The organism is Pseudoxanthomonas mexicana (genome assembly GCF_001556105.1).
Taxonomy (GTDB): Bacteria; Pseudomonadota; Gammaproteobacteria; order Xanthomonadales; family Xanthomonadaceae; genus Pseudoxanthomonas_A; species Pseudoxanthomonas_A mexicana_A.
The window spans coordinates 18,248-35,864 of the sequence record NZ_LSIF01000099.1 but is presented as its reverse complement, the minus strand read 5'-3'; the positions used below and the strand labels follow the sequence as shown (position 1 = coordinate 35,864).

The 17,617-nt window shown below is 66.4% G+C and carries 13 protein-coding genes, 1 tRNA gene and 1 riboswitch; of the genes, 7 read left to right on the top strand and 7 right to left on the bottom strand.

Annotation, left to right across the window (positions count from 1 at the left end; genetic code table 11):
• Nucleotides 1–53 precede the first annotated feature (53 nt).
• From metK to AX730_RS17050, 4 genes are all read left to right on the top strand, one after another.
• Nucleotides 54–1,265: a methionine adenosyltransferase gene (metK, locus tag AX730_RS17065; protein ID WP_062358401.1), complete on the top strand. Its 1,212-nt coding sequence runs from the start codon at nucleotides 54–56 to the stop codon at nucleotides 1,263–1,265.
• A 134-nt stretch (nucleotides 1,266–1,399) separates the two neighbouring features.
• Nucleotides 1,400–2,944, top strand: a complete 1,545-nt coding sequence (locus tag AX730_RS17060; protein WP_062358436.1) for an SDR family NAD(P)-dependent oxidoreductase — start codon at nucleotides 1,400–1,402, stop codon at nucleotides 2,942–2,944.
• Nucleotides 2,945–3,047: 103 nt separating this feature from the next.
• The gene (locus tag AX730_RS17055; protein ID WP_062358400.1) at nucleotides 3,048–3,548 is read left to right on the top strand and encodes an acyl-CoA thioesterase; all 501 of its coding nucleotides are present in this window, start codon (nucleotides 3,048–3,050) and stop codon (nucleotides 3,546–3,548) included.
• 40 nt (nucleotides 3,549–3,588) lie between these two features.
• The gene (locus AX730_RS17050) at nucleotides 3,589–5,454 is read left to right on the top strand and encodes an ATP-binding cassette domain-containing protein (protein ID WP_062358399.1); all 1,866 of its coding nucleotides are present in this window, start codon (nucleotides 3,589–3,591) and stop codon (nucleotides 5,452–5,454) included.
• Between the two features lie 171 nt (nucleotides 5,455–5,625).
• Here AX730_RS17050 and ppc read toward each other — a convergent pair whose 3' ends face one another.
• Nucleotides 5,626–8,349 (bottom strand): phosphoenolpyruvate carboxylase, encoded by a 2,724-nt coding sequence (ppc, locus tag AX730_RS17045; RefSeq protein ID WP_062358398.1) that lies wholly within the window; start codon nucleotides 8,347–8,349, stop codon nucleotides 5,626–5,628.
• Nucleotides 8,350–8,502: 153 nt separating this feature from the next.
• A riboswitch (S-adenosyl-L-homocysteine riboswitch) is annotated at nucleotides 8,503–8,630 on the top strand.
• 34 nt (nucleotides 8,631–8,664) lie between these two features.
• Here ppc and ahcY point away from each other — a divergent pair.
• From ahcY to AX730_RS17030, 3 genes are all read left to right on the top strand, one after another.
• The gene (gene ahcY, locus AX730_RS17040; RefSeq protein WP_062358397.1) at nucleotides 8,665–10,107 is read left to right on the top strand and encodes an adenosylhomocysteinase; all 1,443 of its coding nucleotides are present in this window, start codon (nucleotides 8,665–8,667) and stop codon (nucleotides 10,105–10,107) included.
• Between the two features lie 85 nt (nucleotides 10,108–10,192).
• Nucleotides 10,193–11,029 (top strand): methylenetetrahydrofolate reductase [NAD(P)H], encoded by an 837-nt coding sequence (gene metF, locus AX730_RS17035; RefSeq protein ID WP_062358396.1) that lies wholly within the window; start codon nucleotides 10,193–10,195, stop codon nucleotides 11,027–11,029.
• A gap of 94 nt (nucleotides 11,030–11,123) precedes the next feature.
• A complete protein-coding gene (locus tag AX730_RS17030; protein ID WP_062358395.1) occupies nucleotides 11,124–11,717 on the top strand; it encodes a hypothetical protein in 594 nt (197 codons plus the stop codon).
• Nucleotides 11,718–11,732: 15 nt separating this feature from the next.
• Here AX730_RS17030 and AX730_RS17025 read toward each other — a convergent pair whose 3' ends face one another.
• The 6 genes from AX730_RS17025 to AX730_RS17000 all read right to left on the bottom strand — a co-directional run bounded on the left by AX730_RS17025 (nucleotide 11,733) and on the right by AX730_RS17000 (nucleotide 17,527).
• A complete protein-coding gene (locus tag AX730_RS17025; protein ID WP_062358394.1) occupies nucleotides 11,733–13,112 on the bottom strand; it encodes a sensor histidine kinase in 1,380 nt (459 codons plus the stop codon).
• Nucleotides 13,099–13,782 (bottom strand): response regulator transcription factor, encoded by a 684-nt coding sequence (locus AX730_RS17020; protein WP_055936695.1) that lies wholly within the window; start codon nucleotides 13,780–13,782, stop codon nucleotides 13,099–13,101. Before AX730_RS17020 ends, AX730_RS17025 begins: the two co-directional genes overlap by 14 nt.
• Before the next feature lie 11 nt (nucleotides 13,783–13,793).
• Nucleotides 13,794–14,279, bottom strand: a complete 486-nt coding sequence (locus AX730_RS17015) for a hypothetical protein (RefSeq protein WP_062358393.1) — start codon at nucleotides 14,277–14,279, stop codon at nucleotides 13,794–13,796.
• Nucleotides 14,280–14,613: 334 nt separating this feature from the next.
• Entirely contained in the window at nucleotides 14,614–15,489 is an 876-nt protein-coding gene (gene rimK, locus AX730_RS17010; protein WP_062358392.1) for a 30S ribosomal protein S6--L-glutamate ligase, read from the bottom strand.
• Between the two features lie 85 nt (nucleotides 15,490–15,574).
• Nucleotides 15,575–15,648, bottom strand: a tRNA-Gly gene (locus AX730_RS17005).
• 79 nt (nucleotides 15,649–15,727) lie between these two features.
• Nucleotides 15,728–17,527, bottom strand: coding sequence for an autotransporter domain-containing protein (locus AX730_RS17000; RefSeq protein ID WP_198147239.1), 1,800 nt, complete (start codon nucleotides 17,525–17,527; stop codon nucleotides 15,728–15,730).
• Between the last annotated feature and the right edge of the window lie 90 nt (nucleotides 17,528–17,617).

The window sequence follows — 17,617 nt, the reverse complement described above, 5'->3', positions numbered from 1 at the left end:
GGCGTGTATCATGCGCGCCCATCTTTCCATCCGAATCAAAGGATATAAGCCTGATGTCCAGCTACCTGTTCACCTCCGAATCGGTCTCCGAAGGCCATCCGGACAAGATCGCCGACCAGATTTCCGACGCCGTGCTGGACGCCATCCTGGCCCAGGACAAGCGCGCACGCGTGGCCTGCGAGACGCTGGTGAAGACGGGCGCCGCCATCGTCGCCGGCGAAGTCACCACCACCGCCTGGGTGGACATCGAGTCGCTGGCCCGCAAGGTCATCAACGACATCGGTTACGACAACTCGGACGTCGGCTTCGACGGCCACACCTGCGCCATCATCAACATGCTCGGCAAGCAGTCGCCCGACATCAACCAGGGCGTCGACCGCAAGAAGCCGGAAGAACAGGGCGCGGGCGACCAGGGCCTGATGTTCGGCTACGCCTGCAACGAGGCGCCGGAATTCATGCCCGCCCCGCTTTACTACAGCCACCGCCTGGTGGAACAGCAGGCCAAGGTGCGCAAGAAGGGCAAGCTGAAGTGGCTGCGCCCCGACGCCAAGTCGCAGGTCACCCTGCGCTATGAAGGCAACACCGTGCTCGGCCTCGACGCCGTGGTGCTGTCGACCCAGCACGATCCGGACATCAAGCAGAAGGACCTGATCGAGGCCGTGCGCGCCGAGATCCTGGTACCGGTGCTGCCGAAGAAGTGGCTGGACGCGCTGCCGAAGAACAAGGTGCACATCAACCCGACCGGCAAGTTCGTCATCGGCGGCCCGGTGGGCGACTGCGGCCTGACCGGCCGCAAGATCATCGTCGACAGCTACGGCGGCATGGCCCGCCACGGCGGTGGCGCGTTCTCGGGCAAGGATCCGTCGAAGGTCGACCGTTCGGCCGCCTACGCCGCGCGCTACGTGGCCAAGAACATCGTCGCTGCCGGCCTGGCCGACAAGTGCGAAGTGCAGGTCTCCTACGCCATCGGCGTGGCCGAGCCGACCTCGATCTCGGTCACCACGTTCGGCACCGGCAAGGTCGGCGACGACGTGATCGAGAAGCTGATCCGCAAGAACTTCGACCTGCGCCCGTACGGCATCACCCGCATGCTGGATCTGGAACACCCGATCTACCAGGCGACCGCGGCCTACGGTCACTTCGGCCGCAAGCCGAAGGAAATCTCCTACGTCGACGGCGCCGGCAAGAAGCACACCGCGACGGCTTTCTCCTGGGAGAAGACCGATCGCGCCGAGGCGCTGCGCAAGGACGCCAAGCTGAAGTAAGCCGCTTTTCTCCGCCCTCTTCCGCCTGCGGGAGAGGGTTGGGGCGAAGACAACGGGTCGCAGCGATGCGGCCCGTGTTTTTTTTGCGGATCGCACGCATGCTGCACTCCGCCGCACGGACACCGATCGACGCCATGAACGCCAACACGCCACCTCCGTACCCTGCCGACGAGTCGACGCGCGTGCGCGCCGCGCTCGAATGGCTCGAATCGATCGCCGCCGACCGCACCCTGCTCGACGGTTGCCCGGAGGACGAGCGCGCACGCCTGCACCGGGCGATCGCCGCGATCTACCTGCCCGACCCCAAGCTGCGCCGGCAGAAGTCCAAGCAGCGCGAACGCGAGCGCAACGTCGAAGCCATCCGTCGCGCCGAGGCCGTCCTGGACCAGACCGGCATCCGCGAACTGCGCCGGAAGCCGGTGTTCACCACGCCGAACTACTTCGCGCCCGCCCTGCCATCGCCCGATGTCGCGCCGCGCGAGTCGTCGGAACTGCTGCACTGCTACGTGTGCAAGCAGAAGTACACACTGATCCACCACTTCTACGACCAGATGTGCCCGGCCTGCGCGGACTTCAATTTCGCCAAGCGCACCGAGTTGGCCGACCTCACCGGGCGTGTCGCGCTGCTGACCGGCGGCCGGGTCAAGATCGGCTACCAGGCCGGCCTGAAACTGCTGCGCGCGGGCGCGCACCTCATCGTCACCACCCGGTTCCCGCGCGATTCCGCCGCACGCTACGCGCAGGAGCCGGATTTCGGCGACTGGAGCCATCGGCTGGAAGTATTCGGCCTGGACCTGCGCCACACGCCCAGTGTCGAGGCGTTCTGCCATGAACTGGTCGGCAAGCTGCCGCGGCTGGATTTCATCATCAACAACGCGTGCCAGACCGTGCGTCGTCCGCCGGAGTTCTACGCGCACATGATGGAGGCCGAAACCGCCGGGCTGCACGACACGCCGCAACACATCCGCAAGCTGCTGGGCAGCTACGAAGGCCTGCGCAGCTACACCATGCTGCCCGAGGCCAATCCAACGGCGGTGCAGGTCGCGATGGGCGGCATCGGCGATACCGCCGGGTTGAGCCGTTCCGCCGAACTGTCCCAGGTGCCGTTGCTGCCCGAGGAACTGCTGGGCCAGAAGCACCTGTTCCCCGAGGGACGCCTGGACCAGGACCTGCAGCAGGTCGACCTGCGCGGACGCAATTCCTGGCGCCTGCTGATGCACGAAGTGCCGTCGGTGGAACTGCTGGAGACGCAACTGGTCAACGCCATCGCGCCCTTCATCATCAATGCGCGCCTGAAGCCGCTGATGCTGCGCACGCCCGACCGCGACAAGCACATCGTCAACGTGTCCGCGGTCGAGGGCCAGTTCTACCGCAACTTCAAGACCACCAAGCACCCGCACACCAACATGGCCAAGGCCGCGCTCAACATGATGACGCGCACCGCGGCTGCCGATTACCACGGCGATGGCATCCACATGAACAGCGTCGACACCGGCTGGGTCACCGACGAGGATCCCATCGAGATCGCGACGCGGAAGGTCATCGAGGAGCGCTTCCACCCACCGCTGGATATCGTCGACGGTGCCGCACGCATCGTCGATCCGATCATCCACGGCCTCAACACCGGCGAGCACGTCTGGGGCCAGTTCCTGAAGGACTACAAGCCGACGGACTGGTGACCCCGACACCCCGGCCCTGGAGCACGCGCGCCCCCGTCAGAAGTGGCTGACCAACCGGTCCGGGATCGGGTAGCCTGCGCCCCTCACCTAGCGGACGTACGCCATGGAATCGCTGAAAAGCCACCAGCTGACGATGACCGTGCTGATGACGCCGGACATGGCCAACTTTTCCGGCAAGGTCCACGGCGGCGCGATCCTGAAGCTGCTCGACCAGGTGGCCTACGCCTGCGGCAGTCGCTACGCGGGCAAATACGTGGTCACCCTGTCGGTGGACCAGGTGATGTTCCGCCAGGCCATCAACGTGGGCGAACTGGTGACCTTCCTCGCCTCGGTGAACCATACCGGCACGTCGTCGATGGAAATCGGCATCAAGGTGGTCGCCGAGGACATCCGCAAGCAGAGCGTGCGCCATGCCAACAGCTGCTTCTTCACCATGGTGGCGGTGGACGATGACGGACGCCCCACACCGGTCCCGCGACTGGAGCCCGCCTCGCCGGACGAGGTCCGCCGGTTTGCCGCCGCGCGCCTGCGCCGCGAACTGCGCGAGGAAATGGAACAGCGGCACGCTGCGCTCCTGGGAAGCCGCGTCGACGCGAGCGACTGAATAGAGCCGCGCATCGGTGCTTGGCGGCTACAATGGCGGCATGTCCCTGATGCAATTCCAGCGGGTCGACTTCAGTGTCGGCGGGCCGCTTCTCCTCGAACACGTCGACCTGTCCATCGAACCCGGCGAGCGCGTCTGCATCGTCGGCCGCAACGGCATGGGCAAATCCACGCTGATGCGGCTGATGGCCGGCGAACTCAAACCCGATGACGGCGAAATCCGCGTGCAGAACGGCGTGATCGTCGCGCGCATGGCACAGGAAGTGCCGCAGGACACGCAGGGCACGGTGTTCGACGTGGTCGCCGAAGGCCTGGGCGACCTCGGTCATCTGCTCGCGCTGTACCACCATGCGCTGCACGACGGCGACATGGACGCGATGGGCGAGGCGCAGGCGCAGATCGAGGCACGCAACGGCTGGGACCTGGACCTGCGCGTACAGCAGGTGCTGACGCGACTGGAACTGCCCGAGGAAACCGACTTCGCGGCGCTGTCCGGCGGCATGAAGCGCCGCGTGCTGCTCGCGCAGGCGCTGGTGCGCAACCCCGACATCCTGCTGCTGGACGAACCGACCAACCACCTGGACATCGAGGCGATCGCCTGGCTGGAAGGCTTCCTGAAGTCCTTCGGCGGCAGCATCGTGTTCGTTACCCACGATCGCAGCTTCCTGCGCTCGCTGGCCACCCGCATCCTCGAGATCGACCGCGGCCAGCTGACCAGCTGGCCCGGCGACTACGACAACTACCTGCGCCGCCGCGAAGAGCGCCTGCACGCGGAGGCGCAGGAGAACGCGCGCTTCGACAAGCTGCTGGCGCAGGAGGAAGTCTGGATCCGCCAGGGCATCAAGGCACGCCGCACCCGCAACGAAGGCCGCGTGACCGCGCTGAAGGCGATGCGCCGCGAACGCGCGCAACGTCGCGACCTGTCCGGCAACGTCAGGATGGAGGCCGCCGCCGCGCAGTCGTCGGGCAAGAAGGTCATCGAGGCCAAGGACATCACCCAGGCCTACGACGGCCGCACGCTGCTGGACGACGTGTCGGCGACGATCATGCGCGGCGACCGCGTCGGCATCGTCGGGCCGAACGGCACCGGCAAGTCGACGTTACTGAAGATCCTGCTGGGCGAACTGGCGCCGCAGCAGGGCGAGGTCAAGCTGGGCACGGGGTTGCAGATCGCCTACTTCGACCAGCACCGCAGCCAGTTGGACGATACGCGCACGACGCTGGAAAACGTGGCCGAAGGCAGCGACTTCGTCGAGATCAACGGCAGCCGCAAGCATGTCATCGGCTACCTGCAGGACTTCCTGTTCTCGCCCGAGCGCGCCCGAGCGCCGATCACCCGCCTGTCCGGCGGCGAACGCAACCGCCTGCTGCTGGCCAAGCTGTTCGCGCAACCGTCCAACCTGCTGGTGATGGACGAACCGACCAACGACCTGGACGTGGAAACGCTGGAACTGCTGGAAGAACTGCTGCTCGATTACAAGGGCACGCTGCTGCTGGTCAGCCATGACCGCGACTTCCTCGACAACGTGGTCACCAGCACGCTGGTGCTGGAAGGCGAAGGCCGGCTGGGCGACTACGTCGGCGGCTATTCCGACTGGCTGCGCCAGCGCCGCGTGCCTGCCGCAGGCACGGGCGCGGCCTCGCCCGTCAAGCCTGCACTGTCCCAGCAACCCGAACCCGTTACGGCCAAGCGCAAGCTCAGTTTCAAGGAAGCGCGCGAACTGGAGCTGCTGCCTGCGCGCATCGAAACGCTGGAGGCCGATGTGGCCACGCGTACCCAGGCGATGAATACCCCGGCGTACTACCAGCAATCGCCCGCTGACCTGCAGCGCGCGAACGACGAACTGGCCGCGAAGCAGGCGGAACTGGACCGCGCCTACCAGCGCTGGTCGGAGCTGGATGGCTGAGGCGCGTCGCTCCCTTTAGGAGCGACGTCCGTCGCGACCGCGGAAGCTGGTCGCCATTGTCCATCCATCGACCTTCCGCGCCGGCGCCCGCATGCACTTGGCACTGTGCTATCCGCAGGTAAGCGGATGCCGTGCGGTCGCGACTGACGTCGCTCCTACAACAGCAGCGACTCACCCCGTGTTCTGCACGCCCTGCGACACACCGTTGATGCTGGCGACCAGCGCGTGCAGCAGCGCGTCGTCCTCGCGGTCGCTGTCGCGCCAGCGCTTCAGCAGGTCGGCCTGCATCACGCTGATCGGGTCGATATAGGGGTTGCGTAGCCGGATCGACAACGCCAGCCGCTGGTCATGCTGCAACAGCCACTCGTTGCCGTTGAGCGCCAGCACCCAGCGCAGCACGGAGGCATGTTCGTGCTGCACGCGCGGGAAAAATTCGTCGTGCAGGCCGCCGGACATCTTCGAGTACATCTCGGCGATGCTCAGGTCGCCCTTGGCCAGCACCATCGAGACGTCATCCAGGAAGGTCTTGAAGAACGGCCAGTCACGGGCCATTTCCTTCAGCGCGCCTTCGCCGTAGGCCTCCACCGCTGCCTGCAGACCAGCGCCGACGCCGTACCAGCCGGGAATCACCGCGCGTGCCTGGCTCCAGGCGAACACCCATGGAATCGCCCGCAGGTTGCCCAGCGCAGCGTCCTGCCCCAACCGGCGCGACGGGCGCGAACCCAGCGTCATCCGTTCGATCACGTCGATCGGCGTGGCGCTGCGGAAGTAGTCCATGAAGCGTGGCGACTGCACGAACGCGCGATAGGCCTTCGAGCTCTCCTGCGCCACCAGCGCCATGATCTCGCGCCAGCGCGCCTCGCGCGGTTCCGGTGGACGCGGCCGCACGCTGGACAGCAGAACCGCGCCGACCGCCTGCTCCAGCGAACGCAAGGCCAGCGCACGGATGCCGTATTTGCGGTGGATCACCTCACCCTGTTCGGTCACGCGCAGGCGGCCGTCGACGCTGCCGCGCGGCGCCGCCTCCAGCGCACGCGTGGTCTTGCCGCCACCGCGGATGATCGAGCCGCCGCGGCCATGGAAAAACGTCAGCCTGATGCCGAGTTCCTGCGCGGCATCGACCAGGTCCACCTGCGCGCGCTGTAGTCCCCAGCGCGACGCCGCGATGCCACCGTCCTTGCCGCTGTCGGAGTAGCCCAGCATCACCATCTGCACGTTGTCGCGTGCGGCGAGGTGGTCGCGATAGACCGGATCGGCCAGCAGGTCGCGCAGCACCTCGGTGCCATGGCCGAGGTCGTCGATGGTCTCGAACAGCGGCGCGATATCGAGCGGCACCTGGCCGACGTCATCGACCAGGCCACCACGTCGCGCCAATGCCAACACCGTCAGCACGTCGGCGCGGCTGTGCGCCATGCTGATGATGTAGGTGCCCAGCGCATCGGTGCCGTGCCGCGTGCGCGCATCTGCCAGTGCGCGGAAGACGGCATCGAGGCGCTCATTGCCTTCCTGGTCGGACGCGGGCAGCACGTCCTCGCCACTGGCGTAGGGACCCAGCAGCGCGGCACGTTCGACGGGATCACGCGCCTCCCAGTCGCCATCGCCCAGTGCAGTGGCGACCGCGCGCGCGTGCACGCTGGATTCCTGCCGCACGTCTAGGCGCGCCAGATGGAAGCCGAACGTGCGCACGCGCCAGGCCAACCGGCGGATCGCGAACCAGCCGGCATGGATGCCACGGTTGGCTTCCAGGCTGTGCAGGATCAGGTCGACGTCGCCGGCGAGTTCTTCCGGCGACGCGTAGGCCTCGGGCCTGTCTTCCAGCGTCGCCTGCAGGCGCGCGCGCATCAGGTCGTTGAGCAGGCGGTACGGCATGTCGCCGTGGCGCGGACGCGACTTCTTCACCGCGTCGGGCAGCAGCGCGCGGTACTCGTCCACACGCGCCAGCACCGCCGGCGACACGCCGATGACCGAGGTGGACTGGCTGAGCAGCGTGGTGAGCTGGCGCAACTCCTTCAGATAGCGCGTCAGGATCATGCGCCGCTGCGCATCCAGCGTGGCGCTGACCGTACCCGCATCCACATTCGGGTTGCCGTCCATGTCGCCACCGACCCAGGTGCCGAAGCGCAGTACCCGCGGCAGGTGCGCGGTGACCTGCGGCGCGGCGCCGTAGACGTCGGTGATCGCGTTTTCGAACGTCTCGTACAGCACCGGGATGACGCGGTAGAGCACTTCGATCAGGTAGAAGCCGACGTGTTCGCGCTCGTCCTCGACGCCCGGCCGCACCGGCGACGAATCGGACGTCTGCCACGCCGACGTCAGCGCCATCCGGAAGCGCGCAGTGTCGGTCGCGAGTTCGCCGGGCGTGCGCGTGCCGTCCAGCCCGTTGATCAGGCTGGCCACCATCAGTTGCTCCTTCTCCAGCAACGCGCGGCGCACCGCCTCGGTCGGATGCGCGGTGAACACCGGCTCCACGTCGATACGCGGCAGCCAGTCGGCCAGTTCGTCCAGCGTCACGCCCTGCGCCTTCAGCTTGGACAGCGTGTCGTGCAGCCCATCGGGCTGGGGCCGTGCGCTGCCGGCACGCTGGTAGTCGCGGCGGCGACGGATGCGGTGCACGCGCTCGGCGATGTTCACGACCTGGAAATAGGTACTGAAGGCGCGGATCAGCGCCTCCGCCTGTTCCGGCGCCTGCCCGTCCAGCTGGCCTGCCAGCGACTGCGGCGGCTCGCCGGCCTGGCGGCGAGCGATGGCCGTGGTGCGCACGCGCTCCACCTCATCCAGAAAGGCAGGGGACACCTGTTCGGCCAGCATGTCGCCGACCAGGGCACCCAGCCGGCGCACGTCTTCACGCAAGGGAACATCGGGCGGAGCGAATTCGAGACTGCGGGGGCTGTTCATGCGTGGCGCGTGGATCCCGTCGTTCGTTTGGCCTGTATTGGTATTGTCCCGGAAGACAACTGGTCTGCTGCAAGGCAGCAATCCGAAGCCTAACCGATCGCATGGAGACGTGCGCCATCGTTTCATCCGGAACAAGAGATATAATGGCCGCCCTTCGCCGAGGGGCGCTGCGACCGTGACATGTGCGGATCCTTCCGCAAGAGCCTGCACATCCCTGTGCGGACTCTCCACATAGTCCGGCCAGGCTCGGTGGAATGAACCTGCAACGGCGCCCGGCTAACCTGCGACCTTGATCGCACAGACCGGAGCAATGCCATGAACGCAGTACGCACGTTTTCGACCGAGGGCGACTACAAGGTCGCCGACATTTCGCTGGCCGACTGGGGCCGCAAGGAACTCGACATCGCCGAGCACGAGATGCCGGGCCTGATGTCGATCCGCCGCAAGCACGCCACCACCACGCCGCTGAAGGGCGTGCGCGTGACCGGCTCGCTGCACATGACCATCCAGACCGCCGTGCTGATCGAGACGCTGAAGGACATCGGCGCCGACGTGCGCTGGGCCTCGTGCAACATCTTCTCGACCCAGGACCACGCCGCCGCCGCGATCGCCGCGACCGGCACGCCGGTGTTCGCCTGGAAGGGCGAGTCGCTGGAGGAATACTGGGACTGCACGCTCGATGCGCTGTCGTTCCCCGACGGCAAGGGCGGCTTCCTCGGCCCGCAGCTCGTCGTCGACGACGGCGGCGACGTGACGCTGCTGATCCACAAGGGCTACGAGCTGGAACAGGGCGACGAAAGCTGGGTGAACTCGGCCTCGGGCAGCCACGAGGAACAGGTCATCAAGGACCTGCTCAAGCGCGTCGCCAAGGAACGTCCGGGCTACTGGACCAAGGTCGTCGCCGACTGGAAGGGCGTGTCGGAAGAAACCACCACCGGCGTGCACCGCCTCTACCAGCTTGCCGAACAGGGCAAGCTGCTGATCCCGGCGATCAACGTCAACGACTCGGTCACCAAGTCGAAGTTCGACAACCTGTACGGCTGCCGCGAGTCGCTGGCCGACGGCCTGAAGCGCGCGCTCGACGTGATGCTGGCCGGCAAGGTCGCCGTGGTCTGCGGCTACGGCGACGTCGGCAAGGGCTCGGCGGCGTCGCTGCGCGCCTACGGCGCCCGCGTCATCGTCACCGAGATCGACCCGATCTGCGCGCTGCAGGCGGCGATGGAAGGCTATGAAGTCACGACCGTCGAGGACACCCTCGGCCGCGCCGACATCTACGTCACCACCACCGGCAACAAGGACATCATCACCCTCGACCACATGAAGGCGATGAAGGACCAGGCCATCGTCTGCAACATCGGCCACTTCGACAACGAGATCCAGGTCGACGCGCTGTATGCCTCGGGCGCCACGCGCACCAACATCAAGCCGCAGGTCGACAAGTTCACCTTCGGCAACGGCAACGCGATCTTCCTGCTCGCCGAAGGCCGCCTGGTGAACCTGGGCTGCGCCACCGGCCACCCGAGCTTCGTCATGTCGAACTCGTTCTCGAACCAGACGCTCGCGCAGATCGACCTGTGGGCGAACAAGGATGCGTACGCGTCGAAGGTCTACATCCTGCCCAAGCAGCTCGACGAGGAAGTCGCGCGCCTGCACCTGGAGAAGATCGGCGTGAAGCTGACCACGCTGACCAAGGACCAGGCCGACTACCTGGGCGTGGCGGTCGCCGGCCCGTACAAGCCGGACCACTACCGCTACTGATCGACGCAGCGCACGGGGGCGGCGCCACGCCGCCCTCTCGATCCACGGCAGGCGCGGGGATGCGCCTGCCTTTCGGGGCTTCTCCATGCCGATCCCGGTTTCGTTCGAGTTCTACCCGCCCAAGACCGATGAGCAGCGCACGCAGCTCGACCGCACCGCGGACAAGCTGAAGGCGCATGCGCCCGAGTACGTGTCGTGCACGTTCGGCGCCGGCGGCTCCACCCTCAGCTACACCTCCGAGACGGTCCGCCATCTCAACCAGCACCACGGCTTCGACGCCGCACCGCACCTGTCGTGCGTGGGTGGCAGCCGCGAGGAAATCCGCGAACTGCTGCGGCTGTACCGCGCGCTGGGCTGCAAGCGCATCGTCGCGCTGCGCGGCGACCTGCCCTCGGGCATGGGTCATCCGGGCGACCTGCGCTATGCCTCGGAGCTGATCGAATTCATCCGTGCCGAGCACGGCGATACCTTCCATATCGAAGTCGGCGCCTATCCCGAGACGCACCCGCAGGCCGAGGACGCACTGACCGACCTGCGCCACTTCAAGGCCAAGGTCGACGCCGGTGCCCACGGGGCGATCACCCAGTATTTCTACAACGCGGATGCGTACTTCCACTTCGTCGATGCGGTACGCAAGCTCGGCGTCGAGATCCCGATCATCCCTGGCATCATGCCGATCTCGAATTTCACGCAGCTGCGCCGGTTCTCCGAGGCCTGCGGGGCCGAGATCCCGCGCTGGATCGGCAAGCGCATGCAGTCGCTGGGCGATGACGCCGACGCGATCCGCGATTTCGGTGCCGACGTGGTGGCGAACCTGTGCGAGCGCCTCATCGCGGGCGGTGCGCCTTCGCTGCATTTCTACACGCTCAACCTGGCCAAGCCCACCCAGACCGTGCTGTCGCGACTGGGCTGGTCCGCCTGAGTCGCCTGCCGGTCGTCCGACCGGCAGGTGAACGGCACCGCGATTCCGTGCGCACGTACCATGACCGGATGGGCGCGCCGCATTAGGCTGCGGCATGCGTTCCATTCCCCTCTTCGCCATCGCCTGCCTGCTTACGCACGCCGGCCTGCGCGCACCCCCGGCGCACGCGCAGCAGCAAGGTGTCCAGCGTTGCACCACGATGTCCGGCGACACGGTCTATACCGACAAACGCTGCGAGGATGTCGGCGCCATGGATCGCCTGCCTTCGTCCAGCAGCACGACCGCCACCGGCGCGCTGTATCGAGGCGGTTGTTCGCGCACGCTCAGTGACCTGGTGATGCAGGTGTCGTCAGCCATCCAGGCACAGGACGTGAACCGCCTCGCCGGCGTCTACCATTGGACGGGCACCTCGGATGCCGGCGCGCTCCGCATCCTCGACCGGCTGGACGTGGTGGTGCAGCGCCCGCTGATCGACATCGTGCCCATCCGGCCCGCGCCCGCCCCGCTACTCGACGGCGAAGGCACGGTGGTCGATGCGAACCAGGACGGCTACTACCCGCAGACCGCGAGCCAACGGCAGCGACCCGTCGGCCTGCGCGTGGTGCAGACGCTGAAGAACGGTGCGACGCCCGCTGACACGACCTTCGGTCTGCGCAGGGCTTACAACTGTTTCTGGATCAGCCTCTAACGCGGCGATGCGCGCTCAGGCACCCTGCGACGACCCGCCGGCCAGCGGCTCGTCAAACTCTGGCCCGCGCTCCGGCGAAAAACGCAGCGTGGCGACCACCCCCTTCGACTCACCGGGACGCACACCGACCTGCCAGCCGTAGAGCGTGCACAGGCGGCTCACGATCGACAGGCCGATGCCGCCGCCCTGCGAGTGACCAGCATGGGTGCCGCGATAACCCCGCTCGAACAGGCGCGCGGCATCCTCCTGGCTGAGACCGGGACCGGAGTCGATGACTTCCACCGCATCGGGCAGCAGGCGCACGACCACCTCGCCCTCCTTGGTGTACTTCACTGCGTTGCCGATCAGGTTGCCCAACGCAACCGAGAGTGCGGCTTCGGGCGAATCGACGATCACGCCACCCTCGCCTTCGATGCGCAGCACCAGTGGCTTGCCGCCCAGTGTGGCGCGATGCGCGTCCAGCAGCTGATCCACCACGCGCGCGACGTCGGTATTGCCATGGCCGCGCTCGTTGCGCGACAGCAGAAGCAGCGCGCTGATCAGGTCCGTGCATTGCTGCTCGGCACGCTGGATGCGCTGGATGCGGGTTCGCGTCTTCTCGTCCACATCGGGCCGCGACAACATCAACTCCACCGAACCGCGAATGATGGCCAGCGGCGTCCGAAGCTCATGGCTGACGTCCGCATTGAACTCGCGGTCGCGCTGGACCACTTCAGTAAGGCGACCCGAGTAGTCGTCGAGCGCCTTGGCCAGTTCACCGACTTCGTCCTGGGGGAAATGCGGCGCGAGCGGCCGGGGATTGCTGCTGCCACGATACGCACGCAGGCGGGCCGCCAGTTCGGAGACAGGACTCATCACGCGAGAGGCGGACCACCAGCCCACCACCAGCGAGAAAACCGTAAAGACCAGAATGGAACCGTAGACCGTCCGCTTGAACTGCACTTCCGCGCGTGCCGTCTGGCTCATGTCGTAAGCGATGAAGAACCAGACCTGCGGCGTCTTGCGCACCCCGAGCTTGTACAGCGACGGCCGGCCGTCGTCCCCCGGCGCGGTGATGCTGTGGATGCCGTCTGGCAGCGCATACCATTCGGGACGATTGATCCGGACGCTCTCGAACTTGTCCGGCAGGTAGTAGAACGCCTTGATCTGCTCAATGGGAGCACCGACGACCCGACCATCCGTCTGGATGAATCGGCGCCATGATTCGTCCAGGTTGCGGTTCATCACGTCTTCGACCAACTGATCCTCGACGCGCTGGCGCGCGACGATCGTCGCGTAGGCGAACAGGACCGTCAGGCCGAATCCAAGCAGGACGAACGACAGGATGATGCGGGTGCGCAGCCGCCGCCGGAAACGGCGGTGGCGGCGGGGTTTCGGCGACTCAGCTGCTGGCATCGGGCGCGGCGATGCGGTATCCGATGCCGTGGCGGGTCTGGATGTACGGGGAGTCGAACGGTTTGTCCACCACCGCGCGCAGGCCATGGATGTGTACGCGCAGGGAATCCGAATCCGGCAACTCCTCGCCCCAGACGCGCGTCTCCAGTTCCTGCCGCGTGACCACGGCAGGCGATGCTTCCATCAGTGCCTGCAGGATCTTCAGCGCCGTGGGATTGAGCTGCAGCAGCTTGCCCTGACGGCGGACTTCCAGCGTGTCCAGGTTGTATTCGAGTTCGCCCACTTCCAGCACCCGCGTCTGCACGCCCTTGCCGCGGCGCGACAAGGCATTGAGGCGGACTTCGACTTCCTGCAGCGCGAACGGCTTGATCAGGTAGTCGTCGGCACCGGAGTCGAAGCCTGCCAGCTTGTTGTCCAGCGAATCGCGTGCCGTCAGCATCAGCACCGGCGTCTGCTTGCGCGCCTCGTTGCGGAGCTTGCGGCAGACCTCCAGCCCATCCATGCCGGGCAGGTTGAGGTCGAGGACGATCGCATCGAACTCATGCACCACGGCCAGATGCAGGCCGGTCACGCCATCGGCGGCGAAGTCGACGGTGTGGCCCCGCTCCTCGAGGTAGTCGCCGAGGTTGGCGGCGATGTCGCTGTTGTCTTCGATGACCAGAATTCGCATCCCTGTTTCCTTCAACGCTGGGAAGAGTTGGCCGAGTCGCTCATCGTCTTCCGCGCCTGCTCGGCCTGACGGTCGCGCTGCAGCGCTGTCATGCATTGTGTGGTGACACGGTTGGAGCCGATCTGCTTCTCCCGACGGCAGACCAGCCGGCTGTCGTCGGCGGCCTGCGACAGGATGTTGTTGACCAGTTCCTGATCGTTGAACACGCGTACCTTCTGTGCTTCGCCCAACCCGGCGATATCGCCGGATTCGCTGAGCAGTGCCCCTATCCTGTCCAATGCCTCGGTCACCTGGACGCGATCCTTGGAGGTGAGCTCGCTGTAGGTTTCGCCATTGGCAAGATCGGTCTCGATCGCACGACGCTGCGCCTGGAAGGACTGATGGACATCCAAGGTCGCACGCTCGCCGCGCCCGTTGCTTCCCGAGCCGATACTCGCAACCGCCGTGGCAGATACCAGCAGCAGTGCCAGCGCGAACGTCCATGCGAACTTGTGCATCCATTACCTCTCGTGACGGGGGTTGTGATTCGGAAGAGTACCAGCCGTAATGCGGATTGCGGGGCTACGGTCGCCGGATGCGATTCTGGCACGCCGCATCAGGATGGCATCGGCCATAAGTCATCGACAAAAAAGCCCAGGCGGGTGGTCGCCCGCCTGGGCCAAACGATTGCCCCGATTACCGTAATCCTGTGCTTTCCAGAGGTATTCACCGGACGAACGCAGAGCTGCGGTCGAGCCAAGGCTACGCGGTTTTCGATTAAACCACCGTTAAAGGCGACGTTAATTTCGTGTGAAGTCAACGATGAAGGTCACCGCACCTTCGTGGGTGCCCCTATTCAGCGGCGGCGGCCAGATGGTCCACGATCCGCCCGGCCACATCGACGCCACAGACCCCCTCGATTCCCTCAAGTCCCGGGGTGGAATTGACCTCAAGTACCAGCGGGCCACGCTGGGCGCGGATCAGGTCAACCCCCGCCACGCCAAGTCCCAACACCCTGGCTGCCCGGATTGCCACCGCACGCTCCTGTTCCGTCGCCACGGCATGCAAGGCCGTGCCACCGCGATGCAGGTTGGAGCGGAAATCTCCTTCCGGCGCCTGACGGCGCATCGAGGCCACCACCTCGTCGCCGACCACGAAGCAACGCAGGTCGGCGCCTTCGGCCTCGCCGATGAACTCCTGCACCACGAAGCTGGCATAAAGGCCACGCAGGGCCTCGACTACACTGCGCGAGGCGGAGGGCTTCTCCGTCAGCATCACGCCGGCCCCCTGGGCGCCCTCGTTCAACTTGATGACGTGTGGAGGCGGACCGAGCATCGACAGCAGGTCGCTGGTGTCGTCCGGGTTGTCGCCGAAAACCGTCACCGGCAGGTCGATGCCCTGCGCCGCCAGCAACTGGTGCGCGCGCAACTTGTCGCGCGCCCGCAGGATGGCATCCGACGGGTTGGGGCTGTACGTCCCCATCAGCTCGAACTGGCGGAGCACGGCGGTGCCGTATCGGGTGATGGAGGCACCGATACGCGGGATGACCGCATCGTATCCCGCGAGCGACCGCCCCTTGTAATGCAGTTGGAAGCCCGTGGAGGCGATGCGCATGTAGCAACGCAGGGGATCCAGAACACGGACCGTGTGGCCGCGCTGGCGCGCTGCCTCCACCAGACGGCGGGTCGAATACAGCTTGCCGTTGCGCGACAGGATGGCGAGCTTCATGGGGAGTCGATCACGGAGGGCACGCACAGCATGCCATGCCCGGAAGCAGGAGCGATGACAAGGCAGGGGAAGGAAAGAAGCGAGATGGAGCGGGTGATGGGAATCGAACCCACGCTAGCAGCTTGGGAAGCTGCAGTTCTACCATTGAACTACACCCGCACGATGGCGCGAGTCTATGCCGCGGCGCGAGCCAAGGCAATGCGGCGCCGGCGTGCGGCACCGCATTGCCTGTCGTGCATCAGAAGCCGCCGCTCAAGGTCATGAAGGCGGTCGTGTTGGTGCCGCCCCCCTGGTTGACCGTGGTGTTCACGCCGAGGTTGGCATCGAACCCGAACAGCTTGGTGCGCGCGCCGAGCAACAGCGTGCCGTAGCTGTCATCGGTATCCAGGCCGGGGACCGCGTAGGGTGCCGTCCCGGGCAACGACAGCGACCGGGCAAAGACTTCTTTTGCCGGATCCTGGAACTCGCGATCGACCGTAAGGCGGGCGTACGGCGCCAGGTGATCGTTGATCGCGTAGCGGACCTGCCAGCCGGCGCTGCCGATCAGCGAATCGAAATCCTGGTCGGGGTACGCCAGCGCCGTCGAGTTGACGTTGCTCTCGCTGTAACCGTCCATCTCGATGGTCTGCGACACCGCGCTGACCACAGGGCCATGGCGGAACGCACCCTCGCCGAATTCATAGCCGGCGCTTGCACCGACCGTCAGGTTGGTGCCGTCCGGCGAGCCGCTGTGACGGCGCGTCACGCCTCCCAGTTGCACTTCGCGATCAACGCTGTACGAGAGCCAGGTGTAACTGACCTGTGCGTTGGCCCAGAACTGGTCACCGTACCAGCCAGCGAAGCCGCCCAGCGTCGTGTCCGACTCATCGAAGCTGCCGCTGCGCAAGCCGAAATCGTACTTCGCACGCCCATAGCCGGCGAAACCGCCGTAGACCCACGAGCCGCGCGACCAGTCCACGCCGAACGTGCCCATCGGGCCAACACCGTCGTACAGGTTGCCGCCGTCATAGCGCAGGAAATCACCGCGCACGTCACCCCACCAGCGCATGCCATCGGCTTCCGGCTTGCCGTTCACATGTGAGGCCACGCGGTCTGCGCGCGCACGGCCGTGAACGGATGCGGTGTACGGCAGCAAGGCGATCTGGCGCGGGCCCTCCAGCATCGACACGGCATACTGCGACAGGATGCCGTGGGCCTTCGACGAAGGATGCACGCCATCGGCAAACGCATAGATATCCTGCGCGTTGGGCGTCGCGTAGCTGAGCGGGCTGCAGGTCACCGAGGATGCCGTGATCTGCGGATTGCACGCGGTGCCGGTGACATTGCCGAAACCGTACTCCGCCGGACTGGCCACGATCTCGCGCAGCAGCGTGAAGGTATCCAGCGGGATCACGCGCAAACCGGCGGTGTTGAGGGCGCCGAACAGCGCGGTGTTGTACGTCGTGGCCAACTGCGTGCCGGTGGCCTGCGCGGTCGCGCCCCCTGCGCGGAACTGCGGCGTCACGCCGAGGTCGGGGATTGTCGGCACCAGGATGTAGCGGGCGCCGGCGTTCTGCAGCGTACCGATGATGCCGACCTGGGCAGTGACGGCCCCGCCGATCGTGGCCTGGGCCGGTGCGCCCCCGACCACGGCGAACAGGTCGTTCGCGCCGCCCCAGACGGTGTAAAGGGCATTCGGATCGGCACGCCCGCCATTGGCGGAGAGATAGCTGGTCAGCTGCGTCGTCATCGACGGGATCGGTCCCAGCGCACCCGACGTGTTGGTGCCCACGCGCGCGCCACCGACCGCGTAGTTGGTACCGCCCTGGTTGGCGCTGCCGGCACCGGTGCCGTAGTACTCGGCCAGATACTCGGACCACACCAGGCCGGGGTTGGTGGTGAAGCGGCCAAGAATGGCCCCGTTCGGGCCCACCGCCTGGATCAGCGCCGGGCGGAAATGGCCGGAGTCGGTCAGGCTGTCGCCGAAGAACACGGTCTGGGAATACGGGCTGTCGCCTGCCAGCACGGGGGTGGCCGCCACCGCCAGCGCGACAGCCAGCAGGGAGCGGACGGGCGAGAAGGAACGCTTCATGGGATCTCCGGGGCAAGGAATGGATGGGCTGCGCGCCGGCTCTGCCGTACGGCTGCG